Source organism: Blastopirellula marina, from assembly GCF_002967715.1.
GTDB lineage: Bacteria > Planctomycetota > Planctomycetia > Pirellulales > Pirellulaceae > Bremerella > Bremerella marina_B.
Map to the genome: position 1 here is coordinate 81,393 of NZ_PUIA01000038.1, position 23,338 is coordinate 104,730.

Genomic DNA, 23,338 nt, shown 5'->3' on the forward strand with positions numbered 1-23,338 from the left:
ATCCATCACAACATGCGCATGAAGCGAAATCCATTTCGAAATTTCGCCATGCAACGTTACCCCATCGAAAAGGTCCACGCAGCCAAATGTCCTTGCGCAAGCAAGAAATATCGCCATCACCTTTTCAGGTGATAGCGATTGATTCGGTTTTAGTGGCCTAAAGCCCTGCGAACTAAACCCCGGCCGAGGCGATTGGCTTGGGAAACAGGGCCGACTGCCAGCGAGCGGCACGTTCGATGTGCTGCTGAACGATGTTGCACAGCTCGGCTCGTTGGATCGGTTTGAGCAGGAAGTCGGACGCACCGTTCTCGACGGCCTGGGTCACATGCATCCAGCTCGACTGGCCGGTCAGGAACACCACCTGGGTCCAGGCATTTCGCTGTTTGGCGAAGACCAGCATATCTTGGCCGTCGATACCAGGCATCTCGATATCGCTGATCAGCAGGTCGCAGCAGTTGCTACCGATCCAGTTTTGGGCTTCCTGGGCGTTGGTGAAGTCGACCAGTTCCAGTTCGCTTCCGAAAGCTCCGCGAAGGATGGTTTTCACCAGACGAACGATTCCTGCGTCGTCGTCAAGAATCACGGTTTTCAGTTTTCGCTTGGCCATGGTTGAAGGTCCTGTTGCCCCGGAGAATCACAAAGAATGGTTTGGGTATTCCTACAAAGACTAGGTTACAATTGCACAAGTAGCGCGTCCCTTATGTGGGAGCCCGCAGCCATTGAGTTTGACTTCGGAGAGTGGGAGTACCGGTTTTATGGAAGATATGGATTTTGTGGCCGTTCGTACGTGCCAGAGTCACGAGGAAGCAACGATCATTCAGAACGCGCTTCAGGAAGAAGGAATTCCGTGCACGCTGGATAACGACCACCAAGGCGGATTAACCGGCGTGCTGGCGATCCGCATCATGGTGCCCAGCGACAAGAAAGAGCAAGCGGATCAATTTCTGAGTGAACATCACTCGGACTAGATCGACTAGCCCTGCATGGCTTGGATAGCCGCGGTCAATTCGGTAACGGCTGACGCGACGTCGTTACCTTCCAGCCAAAGACGCGGCGCATGAACACGACGACGAACGGCCTCAGCCAACCTGGCTTGCAGGCCGTTTCTTTCTTCTGGGGTCCACCAACCTGCTTCAACGGGCCCGTAGGTTTCTTCCGGGCGATTCCAATAGACAGTCAGACGAGCTGGTGGTGTCGCCAGTAACGTGTTGGCCGTCGTCCCACCCAGCACCTCGGCAATACCAAACCACCAGGGAACAACGCCAGCGGTGCAGCCAGGGGGGAGGCTACGATGCGTGGCCTGCTGACTGGTCAATTCGGTTAGCGAGGTAACCAAATCATTTTTCGATCGCGAGTACAAAAGCAATTCGTTTGCGAACGAATATTTGGGATCGCTTAGTTCCATCTCCACCGCCGCAAGCAGTTGGCTGACCGCCGGGCCTGGCAGCGCGGCGATCTCGATGATTGGCGGCGCGGTGCAGAGGTGCTGCCACAGCTCGCCGATGGTCGTATCAAGTTCGGGGTGCAGCATCTCGCCAGCGACTTCTGCAGCAGGCTGCATGACGAAACGGCGGAAGCTCATGCGAGGATGAGGAATGGTAAGCTGCGGGGTTTTGATCGTTTGCCGGTCATAGAGAAGTAAGTCAAGATCGAGCTTGCGAGCGCCCCACCGCTGAATGCGAACGCGGCCATGGCTTTGCTCGACTTCGATCAGTTTCTGGTGAACTTCGTCCGGCGAGAGGGAAGTGGCAAACTTCGCAGCCGAATTGAGATAATCAGGCTGTCCGCTGGGGCCACCAACCGGCTTGGTGACAAGCAGCTCACTACGAGCTTCCAAGGTGAAATCGGGATCGGAAGCGATCTGGTCGACGGCCTGGGTGAGGGTTTCGCCGAGATCTCCGAGGTTCGCGCCCAAGGCAATCAAAATGGTGGGCACAAGTTCGTTGCTCTACGAGCGAGTAGGTGATAAGTCAAGGGAAGTAGCAGGTATGCCGTGTTGATCGGGACGCCAAAAAGCATGAAGGGATCTCCATAAACAGGCTCGAAAGCCTGTCGCACGTCGTTCCGTTCAGTCGTCGCCCTTCAAACTTCTTAGCGGAGAGTGTTGCCAACCTATGTTTGACAATTCCCTTTGCCGGAAAGCAATATCTCTCGCACGCACTCATATCCCTCTTTCGCTCCCGATGTTGGCTTGCACACTTGCCAACTAAGTTGAGCCGCACACTGCACTTTCCTGGCGCGCAGAAATCCCTGGGGATATCTTTGTTCGCGAGCCGGGAACCTGTGGTCAGAGCGACCAGTTTGCAGTAAGTGACACAGTCTTTGGAGGAGGAGAGAGGTGTTCAAGACGTAGTTAACGTCCTTCGGTTCCAATCAACATAGGGACTAATTTTGCGAAGCGAAGCAGAGTTGTCAAGCAACCATCGTAATCTTTTTTTCACATTGTGATTTTGAGTTGAAAATCACGAGGGAAAACCGTTTGTCAATGGGCGGAAAACTTTATGCGTAAAAAACGCACGGCATTAAAGTGTGTATAAAGTAGTGGGCATGTGCTAATCTAATAGTAAAGAGTTGTTGTGAAGTGTCTCTGTGGTTGACAAGGGGCGGAAGATGGAGTTTGCATTCGTGTCACGCCATCCGGCGATGCGAAAGTGCCGGTAATTCGGCCCGAATCTTGCGCTGGGTAGCGAGATCGATTTCGGCGTAAATGATGCCTGGCTGATGATGTTTGCCCCGCGCGAGCACCTTGCCCCACGGATCGATGATCAAAGAATTTCCGTGGCACTGGACCGAGTCGCCGTAGATGCCGCACTGATTCGCGGCGATGACATAAATTTGATTTTCAATCGCTCGCGCGCGCGACAAAACCTCCCAGTGTGCCTGGCCTGTCTTGTCGGTGAACGCAGCGGGCAGCACACAGATTTGCATTCCATCTTCGGTCAGTCGGCGAAAGATCTCGGGGAACCGCAGATCGTAGCATATGGCTTGGCCGATATGTCCCAGAGGTGTCGCCGCAACCGATAGTTGGCTGCCGGCTCGCACGTAGTCCGACTCGGCGACCTTCACCTCCGGCAAGTTGATATCGAAGCAGTGGATCTTGTCGTAGGTGGACAAAACTTGACCATGCGGACCGAACAGTATGCTGCGGTTAACGACCTTGGTCGGATCGTCACTGGCGGCGATCGCAACGCTGCCGGCACAGAGGACTAGTTGATGCTTAATGGCTAGAGTACGCATCGTTTGCAGCACTTTGCCGTCCATCGTTTCGGCGTTTGCTCGCAGCTCTGATAGATTTCCCAGGTAGGGAAACAGCTCGGGGAGGACTACCAACTGGGCCCCCGCCTGGGCAGCTTCGTCGATCATCGATTCCGCTTGTGCCAGATTGACCGATTTTTCCGCTCCCGAGTCCATTTGTAGGGCGGCAACAACGTAGGGAGCGATCATGGCTGCGGGTCTCCAAGGTTCGTTTTTTCTTAGATGTGCTCTATACTTGTAAGCGGACTTGGTTGGTCAATGTGGCCCCTTCCGGGTTCGGGTCTTTTTTCTTTCCCGGAATTGCCGAAGCCAAATGAGTATTCATTCCGAAAACGATCAGGACGTTTTGTCGCACCTGGAGCATGCCTTATTGGGAATCTCTACGGACGAATCCCGCCGCGTGGAATGGCTGCACCAGCTATTGGGTGAAGCGGCCTGTTACCGGCTGGCGATTTACGACATCCCCCGCGACTTCCTGCTTTCGGTCGTGGTGCCCATCTTCAACGAAGTCAACTCGCTGCAACAGGTTATTGCAGCAGTTCGCCAATGCGGTTTCAAGTGCGAAATCATTTTGGTCGACGACGGCAGTACCGACGGCACGCGTGAGTTGCTGGAGACGCTGCGCGATCAGATCGATTTGAAGATCATTTTGCACGAAAAGAATCAAGGCAAGGGAGCCGCCCTGGCCACCGGTTTCAAGGAAGCCACCGGGGATGCGGTCATCATCCAGGATGCCGATCTGGAATACACCCCTAAAGACTACCGCGTCCTATTGCAGCCGATCATTTGCGAAGGGGTCGACGCCGTTTACGGCAGCCGCTTCATCACCGGGCAGCGTAACGTCCCCCGCGTGCGGCATTACCTGGCCAACAAAATCGTGACGATGTGGTCGAACTTGTTCTCGAATCTGCTTCTCACCGATATGGAAACCTGCTACAAGGTGTTCCGTCGCGAGGTGATTCAAGAGATCGCCCCCACCCTGCGAGAGAAGCGGTTTGGTGTCGAGCCGGAAATCACCGCCAAGCTGGCCCGCCGCAAAGGACTGCGAATTCGCGAAGTACCGATCCGCTATTACCCTCGCACGTTTGAAGAGGGGAAGAAGATTGGATGGAAAGATGGCATCCGGGCATTGTGGTGTGCTATCCGATACTAACTGACACCACCTACCGGTTCTCCTGCTATCTATGAATGATGCCCCCACGCCCCCGAATGCGGCATCGCCTGTCGATCGTGATTTGATCCGCAGGACGCAGCGGGCAACGCGGTTGACCATGATCGGTCAAATCGCCGGGCAGATTATCTCGCTGGTGGTTATTGCCGAACTGTATCGCCTGGTCTCACCAGCCGAGTTCGGCATCTTGGGGATGTTCATGCCTATCATGTTGCTGATTCGCGCGTTCGGATCACTGGGGATGGATATCGCGACGGTACAAAAGAAAGGGCTAACGGACGAAGAAGCGTCGACCCTGTTCTGGTACCAACTGATTACCGGGGTCGTTCTGACCGTCATCCTGAGCGGACTGTCACCCCTTTTAGCGATGTGGTTTCAAGTCGAACGATTGACGCTGGTCGGGATCACGTTGTCGGGGACGGCATTGCTTTACAACAGCTACTCGCAGCATAAGTCGCTGGCCGAGAAGAAACTGAACTTTGGTTGGTTGACCATCGTGCGGGTTCTTTCGCTCATTATCAGCGGTATCGCGGCGATTGTCGCGGCGTACTGTGGCTGGGGCATCTGGGCCCTGGTGCTGCAGCAGTACAGCGAACTGATCGTGCTGAATATCGGTTTCTGGGCGATCGAACCATGGCGGCCTGGCAAGTGTGCCCCCCTTTCCGAGATGAAGCAGCTGCTCAACTTCAGTGGGTACTACACCCTCAGCGGGCTGTTCTTCGCGGTGGGGCAAAACCTGGACAAGATCATCCTGGGGGTCGTCTTCGGTGTCAGTGCCGAAGGGCATCAATGGATTGGCTACTATACCCAAGCCTATAACCAGATGATTCGGCCGGTGTACCTGCTGACGTCGCCGGTGACCTCGGCCATGTTGCCGGCATTGTCTCAGGCAAAGGGAAATCGCGAATCGTTCAGCGCGCTGACGGCTTCGTTTTACCGGATGGTCGGCATCATGCTGGCACCCTGTTCGATCGGGATGCTGATCGTGGGAGACGAGTTGATGCCGGTGCTGGGAGGAGACGACTGGATTCAGGCCGGCGATATCCTTTCGATAATGGGCTTGATGATTGTTGCCCAGAGCTGGATCAACATTTCCGGCAGTTTGATGAGCGCTGCCGGTCGGGCCGATCTGCTGGCCGTGGGCGCGTTTGCCAACCTGGTCGTTTTATCAGCGGCTTGTGCTTTGACCTATTTCTTCGCTGGCAGCCAGGATCCCGAGTTGTTCACGATCGACCTAGCAGGCATGGTGATGCTGGGGACGGTGATCATTTGTGGTCCGTACCTGGCGTTCTGTTTCTGGTGTACAGGAGTCGATGTTCGCAAGACCTTCAGCCAGCTGTCGCCGGCACTGGCGGCTTCAATCCTGATGGGGGCGGTGGTCTACCTGGCGGGCCTGATGGATTACTACCTGCCGGAGGTGGTGACCCTGGCCGAAGAAATCATCGTCGGCGTGCTCGTCTATTGCGTCTTTGCCCGCAACGAGGTCCGCTGGCTCTGGCGACAACTCCGCGGCATCAAACCGGAAGAAGATATCCACACGGTCGTGGATTAGTAACTCTGTTCCCTTGCTTTCTCCTGTCCCCTCGTCCTTATGAAGAGAGGGTTAAGGTGAAGGGAATCACGCCGGTTATGAAGTGTATGCGCGTTGAGTGTTCTCATCGACAAGAGCTCAAGAGACGTAGGATGGTTACCGTCGTCTTCGGCGGATAGCCCTCTTTCGAGTGGACTCCAAGATGGCTATCGCCTCGGAAGGCGTAGCCAACCTACGACGATGTGCGTGAGGTATGCTTGGCTACGCCTATATCTTGCCGAGGATCGCGTCGCCGCGGAACTTTGGTTTGGCCATGACCAGTTGGCTGACGCCGATCTGACGTTCATGGAAGCCTGCCTCACAGTAGGCCAGGTAATACTCCCACATGCGAAGGAAGTAGTCGTCCATGCCCAGTGCGCGAATGCGAGGCAGGTGTTCCATGAAGTTCTCGCGCCAGGCGGCGAGCGTTCGTGCGTAGTGACTGCCGAAGTCTTCCGCATGCACGATCCGTAGATCGGTCTTTCGGGCAATCGAGCGGGCCATCAGCTGGTACGAAGGTAGGAAGCCGCCGGGGAAGATATACCGCTGAATGAAGTCGATGCCGCGCGAGTAGCTTTCGACTCGTTCGTCGGGAATGGTGATCACCTGCAAAGCCATCGTGCCGTGGGGCTTGAGGAGCGAGCCGCATTTCTCGAAGTAGGTGTCGAGGTAATCTCGCCCGACAGCTTCGATCATTTCGATACTGACGACATGGTCGTACGTGCCGGTGAGGTCGCGATAGTCTCGTTTGAGCAGCGTCACCTGGTCTTGTAGGCCAGCCTCTTCAATGCGGCGGCAAGCGTAGTTGAACTGCTGCTGCGAGATGGTGGTGGTTGTCACGTGGCAACCATAGTTCCGGGCAGCATACTCGGCAAAGCCGCCCCAACCGGTGCCAATCTCCAGAACGCGGCTGCCTGGCTGAAGGTCGAGCTTTTGGCAGATGCGATCGAGCTTGGCGATGGATGCTTGCTGGAGGGTTGCGTCTTCTCGCTCGTAGATCCCAGAGGAATACATCATGGTGGGATCGAGCATGAGTTGAAAGAATTCGTTGCTCAGGTCGTAATGGGCGGCGATATTCTTGCGGCTTCCTACCTTCGAGTTTCGCGTACGCCATTGCTGCAAGTTTCTCCACGGGGCAAGCCAGAACGACGTTTTACGCTCGATCCCTTTCAGCGAATCGAGATTGCGAGCCATGATCCGCAAAAGAGCGGTCAAGTCGTTGCAGACCCACTTCCCTTGCAGGTAGGCTTCCGCCGCAGCGAGTGTTCCCCCGAGCATCATGTGCCGGTAAACGCGGAGGTCGTCGATGCGAACGACCGCCCGGAGTTCGACATCGTGGGTGGGGCCGAACTGTACCTGGCCCAGTGGGTCGATGATGAGGATGTGGCCTGCTTCAATCTGCGAGAGCGTACGATGCAGGATCTTGCGGCATTGTCGAGCGACATAGCAGTGCAGACCGGAGGAAATCTGAGGCAGTGCCTTTCGCAGCCGTAGCGAGGGATGATCGATCGCGAGTTCCGCTAGGCCGGTTCGGTCGCTTGAACAGGCACGTGGGCTGTAGGCCGACTCTGCGGATGAGGATATATGGGACATCGTTTCCACCAAAGTTTCCAAGCTTCGTAGTAGATCGCGGCAACGACTTTCAAGCTCATTGCAGGCAGATGCCATAGGAACCGTTGAAGGGTGGCTTGGGCTAACGGCTTTTTTTCTAAAGACATTCCGGCGTGAAAAACTGGGCTGCCACATTCGTAGTTTTCGAGACCCACGATCAACTGATCCCCCACTGAGTGAAACGACCAGCGGTAGGTATGATTCATCGGCATGAACGGCGAGACGTGCATCTGTTTAGGGTGCTCGTAGATCCAGGCCTGATCGGTTTCACTCCACACCGGCTGCAGCACGTAGACCTGCTGCTCGCCCCAGGGGATATTGTTGACTTCGGCCAGAATGACTGCGGGGAAGTCGTCTTCCTCGTTGTCATAGACGAAGAAGATGTTCAGCGGGCTGAAGTAGTACCCGAAGTAGCGTAGCTGAGTCAGCAGGTGAATCGGTCCCCGAGGACACTGCCCAAGCTCCTCGGAGACGATCCACCGTACTCGTTGTTCCAGTGACCCTTTCTGTGTACGCAGGTGAACATCGCGCGGGAACGAAATGGCCGCGCGGCGATGGTCCGACAAGACGTTGCCAGGGCCAACCACCTGGTCGAGTTCGGCCAAGTCGAAGCAGGCCATCGTCAGGCGGTAGTTAAACTGATGTTTGACGGGGCCATAACGTGCGTGGGAGACCGTTCCTTCGTACAGGCAACTGTGCATGCGTCCAAGTTCTTTCCAAAGTAAGCGGCAACGGCCAAGGCGCTCTTCACCCCATCCTCGTGAAATCCATAACCACACCAGGCACCGCAGAAGTACGTCTGTTGCTCACCTTGTATCTGCGGCAGACGCTTCTGGGCACTGTACGAGTGGCGATTGAACGCGGGGTGATCGTAGGGGATCCGCTGGAGAATCTTGCTGGGATCGATGCGATCGGTGATGTTCAAGCTCAAGAGGATCGGTGTGGGGGAAGCAACGTTTTGCAGGCGTGAAAGGTCGTATGTCACGCTGGCCGTCGTCTGATGACCTTCCGGCAAAAGGTAATTCCAACTGGCCCATGCGTGACGGTGCTGGGGCATCAGCCGCGTGTCGGTGTGCAGGACGGCCTCGTTGGGCTGATAGGGGAAGTGACCGAGGATCTCTTGCTCGATCTCAGTTGGATCCGCGAGCATCTTCAGCGTTTGATCGGCATGGGTGGCAAAGACCACCTGGTCGAACGTTTCAGCCTGGTCGTCTTTGGTAATGACGGTAATGCCGGAGGCGTCCCGCAGCACGCGTTTTACGGGCGAGTTAAGCCGGACGCGATCTCCCAGGGGCTGAATCAGTTTCCGCACGTACTGCTTCGACCCGCCGACGATCGTCTTCCACTGGGGCCGCCTGGTAACCTGCATCAGGCCGTGGTTATCGCAGAAGCCGAGGAAGAACTGAGCCGGGAAGTCGAGGATCTGCTGCGGCTCGGCCGACCAGATGGCAGCGGCCATCGGCAGGAGGTACTTTTCGCGAAACATCGTGCCGACGCAACAGCGATCGAGAAACTGCCCGACCGTTTCTCTGTCGGCGATCGTTTCCCCGCGGACCGCTTCGGTGCCCAAGCGATTGAACCGCAGAATGTCTCGCAGCATCGTCCAGTAGCGGATCGAGGTGATGTTCCTCCAACTGGGGAATAACCCGCGAAGGCTGCTCCCTTGGTATTCCAGGCCGGACTGCTCGCAGCGGACGCTGAAGCTCATGTCACTGTCTTGAGCTTCGACGTCCAGCATATCGAGCAAGCGGCAGAAGTTGGGATAGGTTTGGTCATTGAAGACCATGAACCCGGTATCGACGTCGTACGAGACGCTATCGATGGTGCAAGTGACCGTGTTGCTATGCCCGCCGGGGTAACTGGCCGCTTCGAAGAGGGTGACGTCGTGATCGCTATGCAGCATGCGAGCCACCAGGTTGCCGCTGATCCCACCACCAATTACCGCGATCCGTTGACGATTCATGAGACGCTTTCTAGGAGGTAGGCCAGTGGGAATGAGGCGAGACGCTGGCCGCTTCCTCTTTCGGTGCCGGAGGCCAGGGGAAGAAACTGCTTGTACGGCGAATGTAGTCGGAGTACTCGGGGCGGCGGTTGGGAATGCGTTTCTCGAGATGGGCAACCCCAGAGAACCAAGCCAGGCAGAAGGTCATCAACGCGGGGCCAACGATCGTCCACCAGGCCGACGCATCGAATGAGATGGCCAGCACGTAGTAGCCACACCAGACGAGGAAGTCGCCGAAGTAGTTCGGGTGCCGCGTGTAATGCCACAGCCCTTGATCGAGTACCTTGCCGTGGCTCTGGGGATCGCTCTTGAAGCGAGCGAGTTGATAGTCGCCGATGCTTTCAAAACTGAACCCTATCAGCCAAAGCAGTAGGCCGACTGGCGTAAGGGGCGAAAAACTAGCATCGAGGGTGGGTATCACTTGCAGCGGCAGAGAGACGATCCACATGATGACCCCTTGCAGTCCGAAGATCACCACCAGGCTGAAAAGGGCGAAGTTACGGCCAGGCTTCTGCCGCATCTCGGTGTATCGAGAGTCTTCGCCATGGCCGAGGTTTCGCCAAGCGAGATAACCGGCCAAGCGGCATCCCCAGATGGTCACCAGGATGGTTGTCACCCAGGCAGTCGTTGTCGGAGCGGCCGCGAACAGAAGGGAAACCCACGAGATGACCACAAAGCCGAAGCCCCAGAAGAGGTCGACAATGCTGGCGTCTTTCAACCACAGGCTGACCAGCCACAGGGATAGCATGCACCCTGCGACGACGCCGGCGTTGATCAGAAGTAGGTAAGCAAGGTCCATGAAATTGCTGCGGAGTAGGGGTTAGCAACGCGCTAAATTCCATAACCGCAGCAATTTTCAGGGGTTAACTCGCTTTGGCCGTTTTTTGCTCGGCGATCCAACGATCGATCAGTCGCTCGAGAACCGGCAAGGGAATCGCCCCGTTGTCGAGGACGGCGTTGTGGAACTTACGCAGGTCGAAATCATCCCCCAGTTCCTGCTCGGCCTTGGCTCTGAGCTGTTTGATCTGTAGTTCGCCGATCTTGTAGGCCAAGGCCTGGCCAGGCCAGACGATGTAGCGGTCAATCTCGACGGCGACTTCCAGGTCGCTTTTGCCGCTGTTTTCCTTGAAGAACTTGATGGCCTGAGCGCGGCTCCAACCCATGTTATGCATGCCGGTGTCGACCACCAGGCGACAGGCTCGCCACATCTCGAAAGTCAGTTGGCCGAACTTGTCGTACGGTGTCTGGTAGAAGCCCATCTCTTCGCCGAGCGATTCAGCGTACAGGGCCCATCCTTCGACGAACGCGGTGTAGTGCCCTTGGCGGCGGAAGCGGGGGAGATCGGTCAGCTCTTGGGCACGGGCAATTTGCAAGTGATGCCCAGGGCAGGCTTCATGCAGTGTGAGCGCTTCCATTTCGTACTTCGGACGGCTATCGAGCGCGAAGGTGTTGGCCATGAAGAATCCGGCTCGAGCGGCTTCCACTGAACCAGGGTAGTAGCGGGCCGAGGTCTGGTTGGGGGCTTCGTAGTCGGGGAAGGCCCGCACCCCGTAAGGAAGTCGTGGCAGTTCGACAAACAGCTTCGGCAGTTCGGCATCGACGCGCTTGGCGATATCGCGATACCCGATCAGCAGGTCGTCAGCTTCGGTGTAATAGAACTGGGGATCGGTCTTGAGGAAGTGGATGAACTCTTCAAAGCTCCCATCGAAGCCAGACTCGCGGATCACTTTTTCCATCTCGCCGCGAATTCGCTTCACCTCGCTCATGCCGATCTCGTGGATCTCTTGCGGGGTGAGATCGGTCGTGGTGGAGTAGCGACATCGGTAGGCGTAGTAGTCGCGGCCGTCCGGCAGAGCGGCGGCACCGATGATCTCGGCACCCTTGGGCAGGTATTCATCCTCGATGAACGTCTTCAGTTTGAGCATCGCGGGAAAGACACGATTGGCAATGGCCGCTTTACCGAGTTTGGATAGCCGATCTTGTTCGTCAGCAGAGATCGAATCGGGGAAATCCTGGAACGGCTTGAACAGTGGGCTGTCGGTGGCGTCGGCAAGGACCTGGCCACTGATTTGTTTGGGGATACTACCCAGTGGACCAGGCGGCTGGACCCAGCGTGTTTCGATCCCCTTGCGCAGCAGGGCCGTGTTCTGCTCGAGATACTGAGGATAGCTGTTGAGCCGCGCGAGGTAGTTCTCGTAGTCCTTCACCGTGTTGAACGGCATCTGCTCGGCCGTGAATGCCAGGTCGAATTGCGGGCCGCCCAACTGGTCGATCGCCAGAAGTTCGCTGGGGTACTTCTGCCCTTCGATCTCTCGACGGACGTTGTAATCAAACAGTTCGTAGGAAAGCAGGTCCTGGCCGGTTAGTTGGCTGGAGTCGATCTGCCGGAGCTTTTCGAGCAACTCGTGCGGGTGCTTGTCGCGTTCTTCAAGGGCTGCGAGGGACAGATCGGTCCACTTGTCGTTGCCGCGAGGATCGCCGACCGAGGTGCCTAGCGTGGGGAAGTTATCGAGCCGCCACTGCCAGTCGTCGGCAAACAGCTGATACAGCTGAGCCGCGGCTGAGCTGTCCTGGGCGAACAAAGAATTAGGCAGCGCGGCTAGGGTAACCAACGCAACGGCGACCAAGCGAAGCAGGGACATGGATATCCTTCCGGACGTTCATGGGCGAAAAAGGCAAAGCTGTGTTGCCTCCTATTCTGAACGACGAACGATTTTCCGCCAACCTCTTAGATGTACAATTTTACGAATCGTTATCGGAGAAATACTGGACCGTCCCCAGCGAAGCGATCGCGGCACCGATGCGCGACAAAGCAACCGCATAGGCGGCCGTGCGCATGTCGATCTTCTTTTCGACCATCCAGTCGTACACGTGGTTGAATTCCCGGGCCATCATCGTGTGTAGCTTTTGTTGCACCTCGTCCAGGTTCCAGTAGTAGCCTTGTTGATTCTGAACCCATTCGAAGTAGCTGACGGTGACACCGCCTGCATTGGCCAGGATATCGGGGACCACCAGCTTACCCTTTTCGTTGAGGATCTCGTCCGCTTCACCGGTGATAGGGCCGTTGGCCACTTCGACAATGACCGGGGCTTTGATCTTATTGGCGTTCGAGGCGGTGATCACGTTCTCTAGGGCGGCGGGAACGAGAATGTCGACATCCAGCTCCAGCAGTTCTTCGTTGGTGATCGCTTTGGACTGGATCGCTTCGCAAACCGAACCGGTGCAGTAGACGGCTTGCAGGCGTCGTGATTCGTTCTTGACCTGTATCAAGCTGGGGATATCGAATCCTTCTGGCTTGTAGCATCCACCGGATGAATCGCTGACGCCCACAACCTGGTAGCCGTCCGAGTGCAATAGCCGAGCAATATGTTGCCCGGCATTACCGAAACCTTGTACGGCAACGCGTATCGTTTTGGGCTCCCAGTCCCGTTTCTTTTCGAGCTCTTTGATGCAGTAGTAAGCGCCGCGGCCGGTAGCCTCTTCACGTCCCTGGCTACCACCCAGGGGAATTGGTTTGCCGGTAATCACGCCGGGCGTATGGCGGCGATGGATCTTCGAATACTCATCCATCATCCAGCCCATGATCATGGCGTTGGTGTACATGTCAGGGGCGGGGATGTCGGTCTCGGGGCCGATGAAGTCGGCGATCTGTTCGATGAAGCCGCGCGAGAGCCGCTCGAGTTCCATCCGCGAAAGCTCTTTCGGGTTCACGCAGATGCCCCCTTTCGCGCCCCCGTAAGGGATGTTCATCACGGCACACTTGAAGGTCATCCAGAAGGCGAGCGCTTTCACTTCCGAGATATCGACATTGGGCGAGTAGCGCAGGCCCCCTTTGGTTGGTCCGCGGGTGTCGTCGTGGCGAACGCGATAGCCGGTGAAGACTTTCAGCGAGCCGTTGTCCATCCTCACCGGTACCGAAACTTGTAGGATCTGCTTGGGGTGTTTCAAGCGTTCGAGGGCTTCGGCGTCGATGTCGGCATACTGAAACGCTTTATCTAGACGGGCGATCGCACCGGAGAATAGATCGGTACTGACTGGGGCATTCATGGCAAACCTACCTTGCTGGAGCTACAGATGAGGTGAGTTTCCGCGTCGATGCGGATGGGGTAGCAATCGAGTGCGGCTCCATTCTTATCATTGTTTCCCCGCCAGAGCCGAGAAGCAATACGAGAGAAGCGTCTAGCGATGATAGACCATCGGTGGTACGCCGGCGGTCGGCAGCGTAGCGGTTGTGCGTTTGGGGAGCGAGACCGGCTTGGAAACGTCGCGGCGAAGAACACGCCGGGCGACTTCGGTGTAGATCTCTTCGTGACGAATCACGTTGCGGTGGTTGTCGAACATATCGAGGAAGCGTGCCCTGCCGGCCATGCCCATTTGCTCGGCCAGGTCGTCGTTTTCCAGGACCGTGGCCACCGCCGCAGACAACGCCGTGGCATTGTTGCTGGGGACCAGGTAGCCTGTCTCGCCGTCGACAACGCTTTCGATCAGCCCGCCCACGCGGGTAGCGACCACCGGTTTGAACGCGGCCATCGCTTCGGGAGGGGTCAGGCCGAATGCTTCCTGCGTAGGACAAGCGACCAGAAGATCGATGGCCCGCATCATATTGGGGATATCGTATTGAAAGTCGACGAAGCGAAATTCGTTATGCAACCCCTGTCGATCGATACGGCGAGACACACGTTTCATGTAGTGAGGACAGCGGTTGCCGATGACGGCGACCTTGGCACGGGGGACACGCCGCAGGATCTCAGGCAGGGCCTTAAGCAGCAGCAGATGATTCTTGCGGGGGCAAACGTCGCCGACGATGCCGATCAGCTTGTCGGATTCTGTGAAACCATTCTCGCGACGCCATCGGTCGCGAAGTTGCTGGGAGTTTCTCGGGATCGGAGCGTGATCGATCAGGGCACGAATCGTTTCGATATTGTGCGGCCGGACGCGATTCCAGTTGATTTCGATACTGCGGGTATGATCGGAATTCGCGATCACAAAGTCCTTCATCATCCAATAGGCATGCAGCTTGTTGTGGTGGGCGGTGGCTACCACAGGGACTTCGGTGAACATCTTCAGCATCATGCCAAAGATTTGTCCGCTGGTGTTGTGGGTGTGGACGATGTCGATGTGTTCGTGCTCGATCCAGCGGGCCATCGCTTTTAGATCGTGAAAGGGCCAGCGTTTCAGATCGGAGCAGCGGAACTTGACGCCTGTGCCTGGCAATTGACTTTGGATCCAGGAGTTATTTCGACCAACCAGAGTGACATCGTGCCCGCGTCTCGCGAGTCCTTCGGCTAAACGCAGACATTGAATAATGGCTCCGTTAACGCCGAATCCGGAGATAAGTTGCACGATCTTCATGGGAGGCCGCATAGTTCCTGGGTGTCTCGTCAAGCCGACCTGGCGGGTTAGCGCACAGATCGGATCGCGTTCTTAACCAAATTGGCCAAACGAGACAAGACGAACCCAAGTGGTGGGGGCTGGCCCACGAGGCTGCCATTGGATGGTTCTCCCTAGCCTTGCCGGTTGTGATAAAGTATGACAAATGCATTCTGAGACTCGACTTGACAGCAGTGATAGCATCTGATGGCGCACTATACCGGAAATGGCGGAACCGACGGCGGAAACATGGTGATGTTTTGGCCGGGTAATCTGCCAGAAGAAGCGGACACGATGCTCGAGAACGATCCGTACTCGTTCGCGGAAACGATGCGCGAAGAGGGGAAGGTCATCTGGTTCATGTGCGACGGCGAAGGGGACTTCGCGGTGACCGTTTACGTGGACGAAGAACCCCCAGCCGATCTGCGTAGCTTTCTGGAAGAGGAAGAGCACTACCCAGACGTCTTCGTGAAGGGAGATACCTACTTTGGTGGGCTCGAGTACATGTTCCGCGAGGACGACTCGCTGCTGAAAGAATTTCCGCGGATGTGCGGGAATCTTGAGATTCCTGATGGTGTTTACCAAGGAAACGTCTATCGCACGAATATCCCTCCGGCGTTCAGCCGTACCTGGCTGATGCAACGGATGGGGACAAGCCGTTACCGGGTGTTGCACTGGCAACAACTGTTAAGCAAAGCGGCTTTATTGGGGGTGGTAGGCGTGTTGTTCGCTTTCTTCTTCCTGGTCTGGTACATCTGGCTGGCCGCGGTGGGGGCAGTGGTGCTGACCTTCGCGGCGGCCGTGCTGCTGGCCCGGTCCGAGTCGTGTCGCGAAGCGATCGTGGCGATCGACGAGTTTACCACACAATTTCCTGAGTATGTCGTACTGCTCACGTCGCAGCCGCCGGAAGCGGAGCACGAACCTGAGAACGAAGAACTGGCGATGCCGGTTGGATAAGACCCTTGAAGCTGAAATGCCCTAACTGTGATATCTATCTGTCGACTCGGCAGATGAACGTCGACAACGACCTGGCGATCTGCCACGAGTGCAACGAGGCGTTCAAGATCTCGCGTCTGCTCGACCCGCAGCCAGAGCCGCAGGTTTATGAGAACGCCGGCTGGCTGAGCGAAGCAAGCGATTCGTTCGATATCAACAAGCCGCCTCGGGGTGTTTCCTACGAGAACAACGGCATGGGATGGCGGATTTCATCAACGACTCGCAACGGGATCGCTTTCATCATGGTTCCCTTTATCTGCGTTTGGTCGGGATTTAGTCTCGGTGGAATCTATGGATCGCAAATCGCCGAGGGGAAGTTCGATCCGATCCGATCCCTGTTTGGAATTCCATTCGTCTTGGGTACGCTGCTATTCGGTTCGATGGCCCTCATGAGCGTGTTTGGCCGGATCGTGATCAAGTCTAGCGAGATGGACCACGATGCTGGCAGTGTCTTCATGGGTGTGGGGCCGATCGGCTGGACCCGGCGCTTTCGCTGGTCGGAAATTCGGCGAATCGACGAGACGGTTGGAAGTGGCAAGAATCAGTCGACGCGAATCACCCTCTTTCGCGACAGCAGCGATATCAATTTCGGCGAGATGTTTTCGGAAGAGCGTCGGCGATATGTCATCCACGCGTTGCGGCAGTTGGTGGTTAGTGCGAGATAGGGTGCGGTGCACCTAAGCATTCGGCCAGGCTTCAATGAGGGCTCGCACCGCGCGGCCGCGATGCCCCACTTCGGCCGTTCGCTGTTCATCCAGTTCGGCCAGCGTTTGGTGGCCGTCTTCCACGAGAAAGACCGAGTCGTAGCCGAAGCCATACTCGCCGATTGGCTCGTGCCCGATCTGGCCGCGGCACTCCCCTCCCCTTTCCAGGACGACACTGCCATCAGGAGCCGCGACACACAGATGGCAGACGAAGCGGGCCGTTCGCTGATAGTCGGGTATGCCTTGCATGTGTTCGATCAGCAAGGCTAGGTTCATTGCCATGGTTGCGTCGTCGCCAGCATACCGGGCCGATCGCACGCCGGGGGCACCACCCAGTGCGTCAACTTCCAGGCCGGTGTCGTCGGCGATCACCCACCGCCGCAACTGAAACGCGTAACCGCTGGCCTTCTTGCGGGCATTTTCCAGCAACGTGTCCCCATCTTCCACGACCGGCTGGAGCAACGCATCTTGCGGAAGGGGATAAACGGGCAGCCCAAGAGGTTGAAGCAGATTGGTCAGCTCGCGAACCTTGAAGGGGTTCGATGTGGCGACGATCAGTTCGTGGCACCCACTCAAGCGGCTAGGCATGGTACTCGACTAGATAATGGCCAACGGGTCGCGATCGTGTTCCAGCGTGCCACGCGTCACGCCGACTCGGTTCAACGCTTTCAATTGCTGCCAGACTTCTTCACCGCCAATGTTTCCGCGGAGCAAATCGCGGTAAAGCGAAATGATCCGGGCAATCTCGCCCGGCGGATCATCACGAAGCAGTTCGATGCGGAAGTTGCGGACGCCCAACTCCAGCATCGGCTGAACGATCTCGGCACCACTTTGAGGTGTTTTGTTGAACAGCGTGTTGCGGCATCCGACGTCGGCGACCAGCGGGTGCTCGGCCCCGACGCGATCGCGCAGCTTGACGTCGTGCTCGTCGCACGGACGGCCGCAGTTGGTCTTGTTCGTGCCAGGCGAAAGGACGCTGCAGAAGACGCAGTGTTCCATGTGGAACATCGGCATGTGCTGGTGAATGACCAGTTCCAGGTGCTGCGTCGCACAGTGCTGGGCCATCACCAGCAGTTGGTCACGGTTGAGGTCATACGACGGCGTAACCCGCGTCGCCCCATGCTTGCGAAGCCAATCGACTGTCAGCTCGTTGGCCGCGTTGAACGAGAAGTCCGCGATGCAGGTAGCACCGAGTTCGGTGAAGTACTTCAGCCCGGACAGGTTACGCACCACGTAGCCATCAGCCCCGTGCTTGGAGAGCGCCTTGAAGATTCCCATCTCGCCTGGCTTCTGAATGCGTGGCGTGACCAGAAAGATCTTCGCCCCGGCATCGTGAGCCAAAGGAACGGCTTCTTTGTATTGGCGAATGTCCTGGAAGTCGGCGTAGACGGTCTCGACCCCTTGGCTGATCGCAGCTTCTAGCTGATGCATCGAGCGGGTCAGCACGATCAGCTTCGGTTCGCCTGGTTCGGTGGTCGCTGTTTCGACTTCGCTCTGCATTTGCGAGAGCACCAGGTCATGCTGGATCGTTCGCCGGAAACGGGCCATTTGCTGACGGGCTTCGTCGAGCTGGGTGATCATTTCCTTGCGAAGCTTGCCCAGTACGCTCAGCGGAACCATCGGCGTTCCGGCGATCTTGGCAGAGAGGGACTCGAGGCTATAGCCACTGCCCCCGAGACGCGAGAACTGTTCTTGGAGGACGGATTCACTCAAAGCGTGCTTACGTGCTTCCTCGAGTGGGGCTTCCGTTTCCAGTTCGATTTGCCCCAACGACTCGCTAGAGACGAATACGCGGAGCGGCTGCCCGACTCGCGCGGTGGCGTTGATCGTCAGCGGGATGTCGCGGCCGTGAAGCTCTCCGCTGTAGGTCTTGCGAAGTTCTCGCGTGAGGGCCGGGTCGTCACTCTTCCAGACCTTCAGGCCTGGAGTGATATATTGAAAGTCGACCGAGCCACGAGGGAAGTCGATTTCGACCTCGCCGCTGGTCGCTTCTCCGGTGACGCGGCGTCCGCGTTGGCTAACGGTGAAGACGCGTCCCCCCTGCTCTTTCCCGGCGGCACGATCTCCTTCGAAGACGATGCCATCGCCAGCCTTCAAACGCCCGTGCAGTTCGAGCTTGACCCGCTTGCGGCGATCATCGACTGCCACGACCTCGGCCACCAGGACACCTCGCTTGGAACTGCTGGTCGCCGGGACGAGCATCTTGTGATCGCAGCCATGCAGCCAGCCAGGAGAGAAGCCACGCGAGAAGGAGAGTTCCATCTCTTCAACTTGCCGCGGGGTGAAGGTCACCGGCTTACCAGCCAAAGCGGCGTCGATCGCCTGGCGGTAATGACGCGTAATGTTGGCCACGTACTCAGGCGTTTTCAGGCGCCCTTCGATCTTGAACGAAACGACCCCGGCGGCCAGCAGTTCCGGCACCAACGCAAACGCGGCCAGGTCTTGCGGGCTCAAGAGATACTTCTGAGCACCCAGGTCGATATCGGCTCCGTCGCAAACTAATTCGTACGGCAAGCGACAGGCCTGGGCACACTGGCCCCGGTTGGCGCTGCGGCCGCCAAGCGATTCGCTGGTCAGGCACTGCCCACTATAGGCGACGCACAGGGCCCCATGCACGAACGCTTCCAGCGGCATGGTCGTTTTGTCGTGGATCTTGGAGATCTCGTTTACCGAAAGCTCGCGGGCGAGCACGACGCGTTCGATGCCGGTTTCTTCGATCTCGGCAATGCACTCGGCGCTAGTCAGGGTCATTTGCGTCGAGGCGTGGATCGGCAACTCGGGGGCGGTACGGCGGATGAGCCCGACCAGGCCCAGGTCTTGCACCAGTACGGCATCGGTGCCGGCCTCGGCGATGCGGCGGATGATGGGCTCGATAGTGGCCAGTTCGTCGCTGAAGGTCAGCGTGTTGACAGTCGTATAACCACGAACCCCATGCCAGTGCAGCATTTCCATCAAGCGTGGCAGGTCGTCGAGCGAGAAGTTCTTGGCTCGGGCGCGGGCATTGAAGCCCGTTTCGAGACCAAAATAGATCGCGTCGGCACCATTGGCGATGGCCGCACGCGCACAGTCCCAGTCGCCAGCAGGGGCCAGAAGTTCCGGCCGAGTAACGGTCGATGCCTGAGGATCGTTCATCAAAATTCGCGCTGGTGCCCAGTGGAAAACAAAATATCAAGGGGAATCGGTTGATTTTACTGGGACGTGCCCGCGACGGATAGGGACGAAATGACGTGGTTTTTGTCAAATCATCCTTCATCGACCATACCCATCCAGTCAGAGACATCCAATGCCAGCGATCGAACGTCTGGGTCATCGGCATAGGTGGGCGTCCAGCAAGGGTCTACCTGAGACCTAAGCAACTCCGCATCAACACCTGACCAGATGCTGACGATCTCACTAGGAAGCATTCCCATCTCCAGCACCGCTTCCACAAGGCCGAGAACGTCCTCTGAGACGTGAAGGTGAAACACGAGAACAGCTTCAGCCCAGACTGCGAGCGTTTCACGCTCCTTCTTTGGCCACGAGACCCCTTGTGGCGGGGCGTTCCGCCTTGAGCGGAGTACGCCGCAGAGTTTGTACTTAAATAGTCCTGCCAGGCCAGGGTCGGACAGGTCGATATCCTCTGAGACTATCTCAAGCAGGCGAGGCAAGAAGTGCTTTACCTCGCTTTCGCTGCCCCAAGACTCCCAGCCATACGCGAAGAACTCCATGCCTCGGAGAGTTCGTTTGGGGATGTCACGAAGCGGGTAATCGCGGATGTCCACTAGTTCGACGTTACTTGGGCCGAAGTCGAAGCAGCGAGATGGCTGAGACTGGGAATCTGATAGTTCGCAAACGTCGCGTACAAGTCATTGATCGCGGTGGTCAGGGCCCTGCTGTGTTCGTCTGATGCCTTCATAGTCAACCTGTATGTCCCGCGGTCTGGTTGGTCGCGAGGTGTGATTGCCCATTGTCACAATGCCCGACTTCGCGACTCCGGGCAATGCTTGGCTTTCCACCGTTGTGGGCATCAGTAGCGGCGGCAGTCAAGCGATGGGACAACGAAACAAGGACCTGCCGTCGCTTGGTTTGTAGTCTGGATGCGGTTTGCGTGTCATCCTGGCACGATTGGTCATCCAACAAAAAAGGCCTACCGCGGAGACCTCGGTGGCCATGATGAGCAATTGGGGCGGGGTGTTGTTGGCGGCGGGCTAGTCGCCGACGCCGATGTCTTCTTCGAGCGCCTTTTGAACGACCGCGTTTTCGTGGTGCTCGTGGTTCAAAAAGCGGGTCGTGAAGTCACGGAATCGGACATGGAATGTGGCCAGGGTCTCCGTGGGGCTATGGTGCAAATCGTCGAGCATCGCGTCGATGTCACTTAACAACAAGCGATGTTCCAGTCGCAGTTGCTCGCATTCCGACGAGTACCGCGGAGCAATGCAGATGGTCTCTTGGAGATAGCCGCCGCGTTCTTCATCGGCGAACTGGTCATGCATCATGTCGCGTAGTTCGGAAAGTCCCAAAACCAGGGGCTCGGGTGAATCCCCTTCGGCAGTAATTCGATCGGCTTCTTCCAGAAGATCGTGCAGCAATGCGTGCTCGGTGAGAAGTTTCGTTACTGCGGCATCCGTCAATCGTTGCAGGTCGGGCATGGCATCCTCCTTAGCGGTGAGAGGAAATGATAAGCTGGCACCCCTTCGTTCAAAAATTTGCGAATCCTGCAATCCGGTTGTGTCCGTTCAATTGTCGTTTTATGCGGGATTCTGTGAGTCGTCAATCAATTCTTTTCGCGGAATGTGCAAAAAAGAAATGGTCGAATGCCTACGGTGCAGCTAGTGAATGAAGCGGGGCAAAATACATAAAGGAATCTACATTGCCATATGCATTGCAGCTGAGAAATAGATTGGAGAAAGAGCGTGAATAGGGGGGCCTTGCGGCACTAAAATAGGCTGCAGTGTGGTCAGCGATACGTTCACTTGGGGGGCCTATCAGGGAGTTTGTTTCATGCGACTTGCTAGCAGGTTGATGGGGATCGTTTTCTTGGCGGGGCTCGTGTCGGTTGCGGTCGCTCAGGAAGCATCGCAAGCGGAATTCGACAGTTTGGAGTCTGCGGCCCTGGAAGAGGCCCAACAAAAGCTTGGTGCTTCGGCTAAACCGCATCCGTATATGAATGCCTTGGTTGGCACTTGTAAGACAGCCCACGTCGAATTGGATAAGGATGGGAAGGAAGTCTCGGTTGTCGAAGGGACGGCGGAGTTCAAGTCGATTCAACAGGGGCATTGGGTGACACAGTCCTATCAGCGATTGTCCAAAGATCGAACGATCGAATCATTTAGTGTTCTGGGGTACGACGGCGAAAAGCAGAAGTTTGTCGGTCTATGGATTGATAAGAAGACACCATTTTCGATGCCTTTCGAGGGGCAGCTTGACGACAAAACGGGCATCTTGAAAGAGATAGGAACCCAGCAATCGCTGTACGGCCCCATCCTGTTTATTATGGTAGCCTAGCCCTCGGAGAACGGTTTTACCTACACGGGATCGTACATAAGAGACGAAACAGAAACCAAGATCTGCCAAATAAAGTACGTGAAGCAGTAAGTATTGGGGGCCTCGGCGAAGTATACTTAAGTGCACCCAGGCTTATAGATGCACCTCATGGCTGGAAAGAAGCACAAGGAGAATTCGTGCTCGAAGACAACGCTGATTCGCGCGACTACCGTGTCCGATTGTTCTACAAAGCGAAACCAAACGTTCCTAAAGGGGCGATCCTGGACAAGATGCAAACGCGAGCGGAAGGCTTTGCACCGCGCGATGGGAAGCGAGATTCCGATCGTCTGGACTTTCGTCACCCCAAGCATGTCACCAATATCGGTGGCAAGTCGGTTGGGGCGACGTGGAGTATTCGAGCCGAAGAGATTGAATACCCCGGCGACCTGACCCCTTTCCTGCCGGCCCTGGAGCAGTCGTGGTTGTGGGACGATGCCGAAGAAACTGTAGGTGACTGCGAGCATCAACTGGTAGTCATCGATCAGACCGCGTCGAACATGCGTCCGATCGAACGGCTACAGATGATGCAGTTTCTGGTGGCCAGTGTGATTGAAGCCGTTCCTTGTGATGCGATCTACTGGGAAGCTACCGAGCAGTTTCTCGATCCCCAGAAGTTCCTCTCGGGACTGGACGATGTACCGGCCAAACCGTGGAAGGCACCCGGCGCGTTCAACGTGCGCGTCTCGCGGGTGATCGGCTATGGCGAACGCCGCGATGATGAATCGCGTGACATGATCGTCGATAGCTTGGGACTGGGGGTCTTGGGGTGGCCTGACTTTCAATGTCACTTCCGTGGATTGGATTGGCGCGAGATTCAGCAGATCGTCTACGAGAAGGCCTTGGAAGTCTTCGAAAATGGTCCCAAGCTGCAGGACGGCCAGGCCTTCCCTGGTATCACTTCTTCTCAAGTGTGGAAGTGTCGTTTCGAGGAAGCACTGCTCGGTCCGCCACGTAAGGTAATCGACATTGATCCAGGCATTCCTTACTGTGCCGGCCTGCGATATGCCATCACCGCAGGCGTTTACGTGAAGTAGATTACGCCTGGGGCGAATTCTCAAGAATCGGGTTTTTCGCGTGTAACTCTTCGTATCGAGTCGGTATCGAAGGGGTCAGTTACGCTGAAGTACTGACAACTA

The 23,338-nt window shown here is 56.8% G+C and carries 21 protein-coding genes; 7 read left to right on the top strand and 14 right to left on the bottom strand.

The genetic code is table 11. The annotated features are described in order from the left end of the window. Positions 1–172: 172 nt before the first annotated feature. On the bottom strand, positions 173–607 hold the full coding sequence (locus tag C5Y96_RS14165) for a response regulator (RefSeq protein ID WP_105354476.1): 435 nt from the start codon (positions 605–607) through the stop codon (positions 173–175). Positions 608–755: 148 nt separating this feature from the next. On the opposite strand from C5Y96_RS14165, the gene C5Y96_RS14170 reads away from it, so the two are divergent. Next, the gene (locus tag C5Y96_RS14170; protein ID WP_105354479.1) at positions 756–968 is read left to right on the top strand and encodes a DUF2007 domain-containing protein; all 213 of its coding nucleotides are present in this window, start codon (positions 756–758) and stop codon (positions 966–968) included. Between the two features lie 5 nt (positions 969–973). Here C5Y96_RS14170 and folK read toward each other — a convergent pair whose 3' ends face one another. Together folK and C5Y96_RS14180 are read right to left on the bottom strand one after the other, a co-directional pair. Next, the gene (folK, locus tag C5Y96_RS14175; RefSeq protein WP_105354482.1) at positions 974–1,936 is read right to left on the bottom strand and encodes a 2-amino-4-hydroxy-6-hydroxymethyldihydropteridine diphosphokinase; all 963 of its coding nucleotides are present in this window, start codon (positions 1,934–1,936) and stop codon (positions 974–976) included. Between the two features lie 692 nt (positions 1,937–2,628). Further along, the gene (locus C5Y96_RS14180; RefSeq protein ID WP_105354484.1) at positions 2,629–3,444 is read right to left on the bottom strand and encodes a carbon-nitrogen hydrolase family protein; all 816 of its coding nucleotides are present in this window, start codon (positions 3,442–3,444) and stop codon (positions 2,629–2,631) included. A gap of 124 nt (positions 3,445–3,568) precedes the next feature. On the opposite strand from C5Y96_RS14180, the gene C5Y96_RS14185 reads away from it, so the two are divergent. After that, entirely contained in the window at positions 3,569–4,408 is an 840-nt protein-coding gene (locus tag C5Y96_RS14185; protein WP_105354487.1) for a glycosyltransferase family 2 protein, read from the top strand. A 31-nt stretch (positions 4,409–4,439) separates the two neighbouring features. Next, a complete protein-coding gene (locus tag C5Y96_RS14190; protein WP_105354489.1) occupies positions 4,440–5,978 on the top strand; it encodes a lipopolysaccharide biosynthesis protein in 1,539 nt (512 codons plus the stop codon). Positions 5,979–6,224: 246 nt separating this feature from the next. Here the strand turns inward: C5Y96_RS14190 and C5Y96_RS14195 are convergent, their stop codons facing one another. From C5Y96_RS14195 to C5Y96_RS14225, 7 genes are all read right to left on the bottom strand, one after another. Beyond that, on the bottom strand, positions 6,225–7,589 hold the full coding sequence (locus C5Y96_RS14195; protein ID WP_105354492.1) for an SAM-dependent methyltransferase: 1,365 nt from the start codon (positions 7,587–7,589) through the stop codon (positions 6,225–6,227). Then, positions 7,517–8,308, bottom strand: coding sequence for a DUF1365 domain-containing protein (locus C5Y96_RS14200; protein WP_105354494.1), 792 nt, complete (start codon positions 8,306–8,308; stop codon positions 7,517–7,519). Before C5Y96_RS14200 ends, C5Y96_RS14195 begins: the two co-directional genes overlap by 73 nt. Then, complete coding sequence (locus C5Y96_RS14205) at positions 8,230–9,570, bottom strand: NAD(P)/FAD-dependent oxidoreductase (protein ID WP_105354496.1); 1,341 nt, start codon at positions 9,568–9,570, stop codon at positions 8,230–8,232. Before C5Y96_RS14205 ends, C5Y96_RS14200 begins: the two co-directional genes overlap by 79 nt. A gap of 10 nt (positions 9,571–9,580) precedes the next feature. Then, positions 9,581–10,408: a DUF1295 domain-containing protein gene (locus C5Y96_RS14210; protein WP_105354498.1), complete on the bottom strand. Its 828-nt coding sequence runs from the start codon at positions 10,406–10,408 to the stop codon at positions 9,581–9,583. 64 nt (positions 10,409–10,472) lie between these two features. Then, complete coding sequence (locus tag C5Y96_RS14215) at positions 10,473–12,251, bottom strand: DUF885 domain-containing protein (RefSeq protein ID WP_105354501.1); 1,779 nt, start codon at positions 12,249–12,251, stop codon at positions 10,473–10,475. A gap of 100 nt (positions 12,252–12,351) precedes the next feature. Beyond that, the gene (locus C5Y96_RS14220; RefSeq protein ID WP_105354504.1) at positions 12,352–13,656 is read right to left on the bottom strand and encodes a Glu/Leu/Phe/Val family dehydrogenase; all 1,305 of its coding nucleotides are present in this window, start codon (positions 13,654–13,656) and stop codon (positions 12,352–12,354) included. 132 nt (positions 13,657–13,788) lie between these two features. After that, the gene (locus C5Y96_RS14225) at positions 13,789–14,961 is read right to left on the bottom strand and encodes a glycosyltransferase family 4 protein (protein WP_158261236.1); all 1,173 of its coding nucleotides are present in this window, start codon (positions 14,959–14,961) and stop codon (positions 13,789–13,791) included. Positions 14,962–15,186: 225 nt separating this feature from the next. On the opposite strand from C5Y96_RS14225, the gene C5Y96_RS14230 reads away from it, so the two are divergent. Both C5Y96_RS14230 and C5Y96_RS14235 read left to right on the top strand, forming a co-directional pair. Beyond that, positions 15,187–15,936, top strand: a complete 750-nt coding sequence (locus tag C5Y96_RS14230; RefSeq protein ID WP_105354509.1) for a hypothetical protein — start codon at positions 15,187–15,189, stop codon at positions 15,934–15,936. Between the two features lie 5 nt (positions 15,937–15,941). Continuing rightward, complete coding sequence (locus C5Y96_RS14235; protein WP_105354511.1) at positions 15,942–16,640, top strand: hypothetical protein; 699 nt, start codon at positions 15,942–15,944, stop codon at positions 16,638–16,640. A gap of 12 nt (positions 16,641–16,652) precedes the next feature. Here C5Y96_RS14235 and rdgB read toward each other — a convergent pair whose 3' ends face one another. The 4 genes from rdgB to C5Y96_RS14255 all read right to left on the bottom strand — a co-directional run bounded on the left by rdgB (position 16,653) and on the right by C5Y96_RS14255 (position 21,307). After that, the gene (gene rdgB, locus C5Y96_RS14240) at positions 16,653–17,267 is read right to left on the bottom strand and encodes an RdgB/HAM1 family non-canonical purine NTP pyrophosphatase (protein ID WP_105354513.1); all 615 of its coding nucleotides are present in this window, start codon (positions 17,265–17,267) and stop codon (positions 16,653–16,655) included. Positions 17,268–17,276: 9 nt separating this feature from the next. After that, a complete protein-coding gene (locus tag C5Y96_RS14245; RefSeq protein ID WP_105354516.1) occupies positions 17,277–19,811 on the bottom strand; it encodes a DUF3656 domain-containing protein in 2,535 nt (844 codons plus the stop codon). A 110-nt stretch (positions 19,812–19,921) separates the two neighbouring features. Then, complete coding sequence (locus C5Y96_RS14250) at positions 19,922–20,440, bottom strand: hypothetical protein (protein WP_146115662.1); 519 nt, start codon at positions 20,438–20,440, stop codon at positions 19,922–19,924. Between the two features lie 426 nt (positions 20,441–20,866). Continuing rightward, positions 20,867–21,307 (bottom strand): hypothetical protein, encoded by a 441-nt coding sequence (locus C5Y96_RS14255; RefSeq protein WP_105354521.1) that lies wholly within the window; start codon positions 21,305–21,307, stop codon positions 20,867–20,869. 352 nt (positions 21,308–21,659) lie between these two features. On the opposite strand from C5Y96_RS14255, the gene C5Y96_RS14260 reads away from it, so the two are divergent. Then, positions 21,660–22,163, top strand: a complete 504-nt coding sequence (locus tag C5Y96_RS14260) for a DUF1579 family protein (protein WP_105354524.1) — start codon at positions 21,660–21,662, stop codon at positions 22,161–22,163. A gap of 176 nt (positions 22,164–22,339) precedes the next feature. Next, positions 22,340–23,236: a DUF4261 domain-containing protein gene (locus tag C5Y96_RS14265; protein ID WP_105354527.1), complete on the top strand. Its 897-nt coding sequence runs from the start codon at positions 22,340–22,342 to the stop codon at positions 23,234–23,236. The last annotated feature ends 102 nt before the right edge of the window (positions 23,237–23,338 follow it).